The following is a 6,312-nucleotide window of genomic DNA, read 5'->3' on the forward strand; positions in this document are numbered from 1 at the left end:
CCTAGGACCGCGTGGCGCGCCCGCACTCGTCCTCGGCGAAGCCGCCCTGACCGACCGGTGCGCTGCGGTCGTACGGGTCGACCTCCTTGCCGGCCTCGTCCGCCCGGCGCTCCTTGCCGAAGGGCGGCGTGAGGTAGCCCGTGGGGGCGCCGCAACCGCCGTTGGTCATGTCGTACTTGTACGAGACGATCGAGAACGTGCCCGGCTCCGTGGTCACCTTGTCGGGGTCGTCCCAGCTCAGGACCAGCTCGCGCCGGACGATCGTGCGGACGATCTCGTCGTCGCCGCCCGCGTCCGCGCGGGTGACCGGGTAGACGAAGGTGACGTCGGCGGTCACCTGGAGCGCGCCGCGCTCGCCCTCCCGGTAGGTGAGCCGGCCCTGGGTCTTCACGACGTCGCCGACCAACTGGGTGCGGGAGGGCTGGAAGCGGCTGAAGAGGAGGAGCGGGTCGTTCTGCTCGGTCGGGGTCTGGAAAGCGGTCTTCAGAAGGTCCTGGACGTCCTTCTGGTGCGGATTGATCAGTGCGATCGCCTTCTCCGGGCGCTCGCCCCGCAGCACCCCGCGGTCCAGGCCGGAGGTGACGAGGAAGTCCCGGCTGCGGGCGAGGGCTTGCTCGACCTGGGCCGCGCTCATCCAACCGACCGCCCCGGCCTCCGGCAGGGTGATCCCCTCCGCCCCGTTCGCCCAGTCCGCCGCCGGAGAGCCGCGGAACGGCTCGTGCATGGTGGGGCGTCGGCCCGCTTCCGCCGGGGCGTCGTGGTCGTCGCCGGCGAACAGGTCCACGACCCGCCCCGGCACGAACGCCACCACCAGCAGTGCCAACGAGGCCAGCAGCCCGACCAAGTACCAGCCCGTGCGCCGCTTGGGCCGCGCGGGCGTGTAGCTGCGCCAGCCTTCCGGACTGCCGCCGGGCTCCGTACGCAGCCGCCGTGCCACGTCGCGGGCCCGTGCCGAGGGCTCCTTGGGAGCGTCGGCGGCACCCGCCACCGACTCGCGCAGAAACCGCTCCCACTCCTCGTCGGACCTGGACGAACCGTCCGGCTCCGTACCCGCTCCCATTCCCAACCCCCTGGTGCATCATGCGAACGCACGCCCACCCCCTGGGCACGCGTTCGCATGATGACACAGGGCACTGACGGTCGATCGGGCCGGGCGGACGGTGTGGGCGTGTCGCCGCCCTTTCCCGACCGGCCTACCGAGGCGCGGCGATCGCACGCACGGAATGGCGGTCGAGCACCGACGCGACCGGCCGGGTCAGGGCAGGATCTCTACGTACCCGTCGGTTCCGTGCACGCGGATCCGCTGCCCGTCCCGGATCAGCGAGGTGGCTCGATCCACGCCCACCACGGCCGGCAGGCCGTACTCCCGGGCGATCACCGCGCCATGGGTCATCAGGCCGCCGACTTCCGTCACCAGGCCGGCGATTCCGACGAACAGCGGTGACCAGCTGGGGTCCGTGAAGGTCGTGACCAGGATGTCGCCCGCTTCGAGGTCGGCCTCCGCCATGTCGAGGACGACGCGAGCCCTCCCCTCCACGGTCCCGGCGGAGACCGGCACGCCGATCAGGGCGCCGACCGGCGCGTCCTCGCGCCGGTACGCCCCGTTGAGGGCCTCACCGTCCGAGGTGAGCACCCGGGGCGGGGTGAGCTCGTGATACGAGCGGAACGCCTCCTTGCGTTGCTGGATCAGCCGGTCGTCCACCCGGTTCGCCCGCACGACGTCACGGAGTTCCTGGAACGTCAAGTAGAAGGAGTCCTCCCGCTCGGGAAGCACACCCGCCCGCACGAGACGTTCGGCTTCCTTCAACAGGGCCTGCTTGTAGACGAAGTAGCGGCTGATGATGCCGTACTTCGGGTACTCCCGGTATCCGATGAAGGTTCTGACCCGCTCGATCATCCGCTGGGTCTCGTCGGCCTTCCGATCCCCGTCCGGCAGGGCACGCAAGCGTGACAGTACGTCCTGTTCCTTCTTCTGCGCCTTCAGTCGCCCCTGTTCGAAGCGCCGCTCGGCGGCGCCCGGTTCGAAGATCCTGACGTTGTCCAGGAGTACGGGCACCAGCGTGGCGGGGCGTTCGCGCCAACGCGGCCTCGTGATGTCGATCTCCCCGGCGCAGCGCATGCCGTACCGGTCGAGGTAGGCCTCGATGGCGTCGCGCGCCTCGCTCCCGCCCGCGACCTTCGCCAACTCGTCCAGGAAGTCCTCGCCCTCGACCTCCCGCAGGAACGCCAGCACCTCCGGTAGCGGGCGGATGACGTCCGCGACGTCGAGCAGTGCCAGCCCCATCTCCGACGTGACGTTGTCAGGAGCGGACAGGGTCAGCGTGTCAGCCGCGTTCTTCTCGCCCAGCCACTCCTGCAGCTTGTCGTTGAGCCACCAGGTGGCCTCCATCCCCGCCATGATCGCCTGAATGCTCAGCGGATCGCTGAGCACCCGCTTGTGCTCCTCGAAGGCCTCCAGCAGGAAGTCGAACAGCTCCGGTCCGGTCTTCGTCCGGATGTCGCGCTCCAGAGCGGCGATGGACACCCGGCTGCGCTCGATCAGTTCGGTGACGATGGCCGGATCGGTCGGGATCGGCGTGGGCGCGCCGCCGGCCGGTGGGCCGCCGGGACCCGCGTCCGGGAGCGAGGGGACGAAGTCCTCCCGTTCGAGGACGGTCTCCAGAGCATCCCTGACCAGCGGATCGGCCTTCCCCAGGGCGTCGAGGAGACCGGCGCGGCTCGCGGGCGAGGCGAGGCGCCGGGTGACGTCGACGAACAGCCTCCCGCCGGCCTCGTGCATCGGCACCATGGCCGTCAGCTGCCACATGGAGTACCCCAGGGGCTTCATGGGGTCGGTCATCATCTGCCCATGGCCGACGGAGACGTAGACGTGGTTCTCCTCGTCGCCTGCCTCCGGGATGGGGAACAGCGTCGTGATCGGCCGGCTCTGAACGATCCGGAAGCCGTCGTCGACCAGGCACCATTCGATGTCCTGCGGGCCGCCGAAGTGCGCTTCGATCCGCCGCCCCAGCCGCACGAGGCTCACGGCCTGAGCATCCGTCAGCGCCGGCTGCTCCTGTCGCCGGGCGTCGACCGCCACCTCCCGCGTACCACCGGCCGGTAGAGCCTGAACGGCACGTTCCTTGGCGGCGATCGCCTTGGCGACGACCTCGCCGTCGCGCACCCGGAACACGTCCGGGTTCACCAGGCCGGAGACCAGGGCCTCGCCGAGGCCGAAGCCCGCGTCCACGGTGGCGACCTCGCGGTCGCCCGTGACGGGGTCGGCCGTGAACAGGATGCCGGACGCCTGCGGGAAGACCATCCGCTGCACGACCACGGCCATGAGGACCGTACGGTGGTCGATGCCGCCGCGTCGGCGGTAGATCACGGCCCGCTCGGTGAACAGCGAGGCCCAACACCGGCTGACGTGCTGGAGGATCGCCGCCGGCCCCACGACGTTCAGGTAGGTGTCCTGCTGGCCGGCGAAGGAGGCCGTCGGCAGGTCCTCCGCCGTCGCGCTGGACCGGACGGCGTAGGCGGCCTGTCCGCCGAACCGGGCGAGCGCGCCGGTGATCGCCGCAGCGAGATCATCCGGGATGACGACCTCCTCGATGGTCCGGCGGATCCGCTCGCTGAGCGTCCGGACCGCCTGCCGGTCGTCGGGGTCCACGCGCGACAACTGGTCGAGCTGATCGTCGATCGACGGCGCTTGCGTCATGATCCGGCGGAAGGCGTCCGTCGTCACGCAAAAGCCGTCCGGTACGCGGACGTCGTCGATCCGCGACAGTGCGCCGAGGTGCGCGCCCTTGCCGCCGACGACCGCGACCCAGGTCGGGTCGACCTGTCGCAGATCCCGCACGTACTGCTCGATCACTGAGATACCTCCGAGGTGGCTGTGTTCCGTCGTCCTGCAGCGGCCGATCGAAACACCGGCCCCTCCCGTTCTGCCGAAGCTCTTGTCGAGCCCGTATCCATCCTTGGTTCGACGTCACCGCGTCCTTCACGCGTCGACAGCGACACACGCACGTCGTTCCCCCATTTCCGCAGGTTGTGGCCTCGGTCGACGATTCTGCGCCGTGCCCCGGGGCTTGTGGCAAGCCCCCCGGTGCGCTATACGTTGAGAGTGGCGGGAGGGAGTACCCCCTGCCCATGGGCGACGCTCCGCCCACAGCCGACACCTCGAAACCCAGGGTGAGCCGTGGCAGTTGCGTGCGTACGCGGCCCCGCGCTCCCTCTACCACCTCAAGGAAGTCGACCCGCATGCGTGGGTGATCCCCCGGCCCGCACCGGGCGTTGCGCGGGATCCTCGTCGGCCACTTCGGCCCGCCCATGGTCCGAGGCCGTGACGGACGGACGGACCGACCGGCGCCGAGGCGGAGCCTCCGGGCCGCCCGCTACGCCACCGAATCGACCGTGGCGGCGAGGGCGGCGACGGCCAGGGGGACGGTGGCGTGGACGTCCGGTGCCGGCGCCGCGGCATCCGTCCCGAGGGTGCGACGGGCTTCCGCGCAGGAGGTGACCACGGCGGCCGCCGTGCCTGCCTCGCGGCACATGCGATCCGCCCTGACGACGATGCTCACGGCTGCGGGACTCAGCGCGGCGTCGGACAGTTCGAGCACCACGGGCGTGGACCGGTGGGCCGACAGGAGGCCGTCGATCGTCGACGTCGTCGCGGCCCGACGGCCGATGTCGAGGTCGGCTTGCAGTCGGACGATCAGTACTCCGCTGTCGGTCACCTTGATGGGCAGCACGGACACTCCTTCGCTACGCAAGCCGCAACTGTTTGTGTACCGGCCACGTGCCCTGACCGTGCGGTTGCATGCGCACGAACGGCCTACCGGGTGGAAGGCGCCCGCCAAGGCGGTCGGCGGACCACCTTCGGCTACCGGGGCCGGTCGTCCTCCTCGTTCTCCTCGTTCGCCCTGGCCACCCGCTCGGCGTCCGCCGACGGCTGGGCCCCGGTGCCCGTGCGGGACGGGACTCCGGGCCGTCTTCCGTGCTCGTCCGCGGTGCCGCCTTCGTGCTGCATCCGAGGTCGCCGTACCCGCGGCCTCTCGTCGTTCTCGCCCGCGCCGCTCATGTGCGCACCTCCTCCGTGCCCGCTCGCCCCTCTCCCGTACGCCTACCCGGTCACGCGCGGTCGAGACACGCGCGGAGCGCGCCCTGGCCGGGCCCTGAGCTCGGCCAGGCCGGGCTTTCGGGCTCGCGCGGTATGCCGGCGGCTCCCGCGGGGGCCCCGCCGTACGCTCGCGGGATGACCGACAACGAGATCAAGCTGAAGGCCATCGCCGCACTGACGGGTGTGCGGAGCGGGATCGGCGCGGACTACGTCTCCTCGCTGCTCGGTGAGGTGACACCGGCGGAGTTCCTGGTGCCCGCGGAAGCCGACGCGGCAGAGGTCGGGTCCGCCGTGCTGGACCAGCTGTCCGGCCCGCTCAGCGCCCTGATCAGCGGCTTCGTGCTCGCTTTCGAGGCGGTCGCGGACGCATTCGACCAAACGGGGTCGCAGGCATCGGCGCAGGAGATCCTGCAGGACCTCGCCCTGCGACTCGCGAGCGAATCCGACTGATCCGGCGTGCTCGCCGAGCGATCGCGGGCAGGAGGACAGGGGTGTCCGAGAAGGTCAGGATCCCGCTGATCCGCGTGATCGTCGTACGTTGGGGAGGGGCAGGAGAGCAGGCGGTGCTTCCGACGGCTACCGCGACGAGAGGGACGAGCAGGAGGACGGATCATGAGCGAGACCAGTGCCCGCGGCGACGACGTCTACCAGCCTCAGCCGGAGGACGAGCCCTCCGAACTGCAGCCCGACATGGACGACAGCCTCGGCGAGCCCGGCATGGACGCCCTGCTCGACCAGGGGTACTCGCCGCCCGAGAGGCCCTATACGAGGCAGGGGGACGACACCACAGGTGAAGCGCAACGGCGGGGGGAGACCCTCGACGAGCGCCTCGCCAGGGAAGAGCCCGATGGGGAACCCACGGCGGGGGACGGCATCGGGGACCTGGTGGACGGCGAGGGCGAGCCCATGGACGCGCAGGCGTGCGGCCCGCGCGCCGGAAGGCTGGCCGCGGCCACCGCCTCGCCCCACGAGAACTCCGTCCTCGCGCGCGACGTGGGGATCGACGCGGGGGCGGCCTCGGCCGAGGAAGCCGCCATGCATCTCATCGAGGAACCTGAGGAGGGCCCCTAGGCCGTCTCTTTCGGACCTTGCCGGGTCCGCGCCGCCCGGCACCGCACCTCGCTGCACTGCCGGGGCAACCGAGTACGTCCAGTACACGGCAGCCCCGGAAGCACGCCGAGGCACGGCACCGGACGACGCGGACCTGACCGACA

At 71.1% G+C, this 6,312-nt stretch carries 6 protein-coding genes; 2 read left to right on the forward strand and 4 right to left on the reverse strand.

What is annotated here, in order from left to right; all coding sequences use genetic code 11:
* Window position 1 precedes the first annotated feature (1 nt).
* From AB8A24_RS24895 to AB8A24_RS24910, 4 genes are all read right to left on the reverse strand, one after another.
* A complete protein-coding gene (locus tag AB8A24_RS24895) occupies window positions 2-1,060 on the reverse strand; it encodes a hypothetical protein (RefSeq protein WP_369477706.1) in 1,059 nt (352 codons plus the stop codon).
* A 195-nt stretch (window positions 1,061-1,255) separates the two neighbouring features.
* Entirely contained in the window at window positions 1,256-3,853 is a 2,598-nt protein-coding gene (gene rph, locus AB8A24_RS24900; protein ID WP_369477707.1) for a rifamycin-inactivating phosphotransferase, read from the reverse strand.
* 520 nt (window positions 3,854-4,373) lie between these two features.
* Window positions 4,374-4,730 (reverse strand): hypothetical protein, encoded by a 357-nt coding sequence (locus AB8A24_RS24905; RefSeq protein WP_369477708.1) that lies wholly within the window; start codon window positions 4,728-4,730, stop codon window positions 4,374-4,376.
* A gap of 131 nt (window positions 4,731-4,861) precedes the next feature.
* A complete protein-coding gene (locus tag AB8A24_RS24910; RefSeq protein ID WP_328964913.1) occupies window positions 4,862-5,059 on the reverse strand; it encodes a hypothetical protein in 198 nt (65 codons plus the stop codon).
* Window positions 5,060-5,233: 174 nt separating this feature from the next.
* On the opposite strand from AB8A24_RS24910, the gene AB8A24_RS24915 reads away from it, so the two are divergent.
* Both AB8A24_RS24915 and AB8A24_RS24920 read left to right on the forward strand, forming a co-directional pair.
* A complete protein-coding gene (locus tag AB8A24_RS24915) occupies window positions 5,234-5,548 on the forward strand; it encodes a hypothetical protein (RefSeq protein ID WP_266386771.1) in 315 nt (104 codons plus the stop codon).
* A 162-nt stretch (window positions 5,549-5,710) separates the two neighbouring features.
* Window positions 5,711-6,169 carry a DUF5709 domain-containing protein gene (locus AB8A24_RS24920; RefSeq protein ID WP_328964914.1) on the forward strand — a complete coding sequence of 153 codons (459 nt, stop codon included), beginning with the start codon at window positions 5,711-5,713 and terminating at the stop codon, window positions 6,167-6,169.
* Window positions 6,170-6,312 lie beyond the last annotated feature (143 nt).

The sequence above is a fragment of the Streptomyces sp. BF23-19 genome (assembly GCF_041106355.1).
Classification (GTDB): Bacteria; Actinomycetota; Actinomycetes; order Streptomycetales; family Streptomycetaceae; genus Streptomyces; species Streptomyces virginiae_A.

What these genes read in the sequence shown, in the direction of transcription:
- AB8A24_RS24895 (WP_369477706.1), bottom strand. Translation starts at nt 1,060, where the DNA reads ATGGGAGCGGGTACGGAGCCGGACGGTTCGTCCAGGTCCGACGAGGAG.
- AB8A24_RS24910 (WP_328964913.1), bottom strand. Translation starts at nt 5,059, where the DNA reads ATGAGCGGCGCGGGCGAGAACGACGAGAGGCCGCGGGTACGGCGACCT.
- AB8A24_RS24915 (WP_266386771.1), top strand. Translation starts at nt 5,234, where the DNA reads ATGACCGACAACGAGATCAAGCTGAAGGCCATCGCCGCACTGACGGGT.
- AB8A24_RS24920 (WP_328964914.1), top strand. Translation starts at nt 5,711, where the DNA reads ATGAGCGAGACCAGTGCCCGCGGCGACGACGTCTACCAGCCTCAGCCG.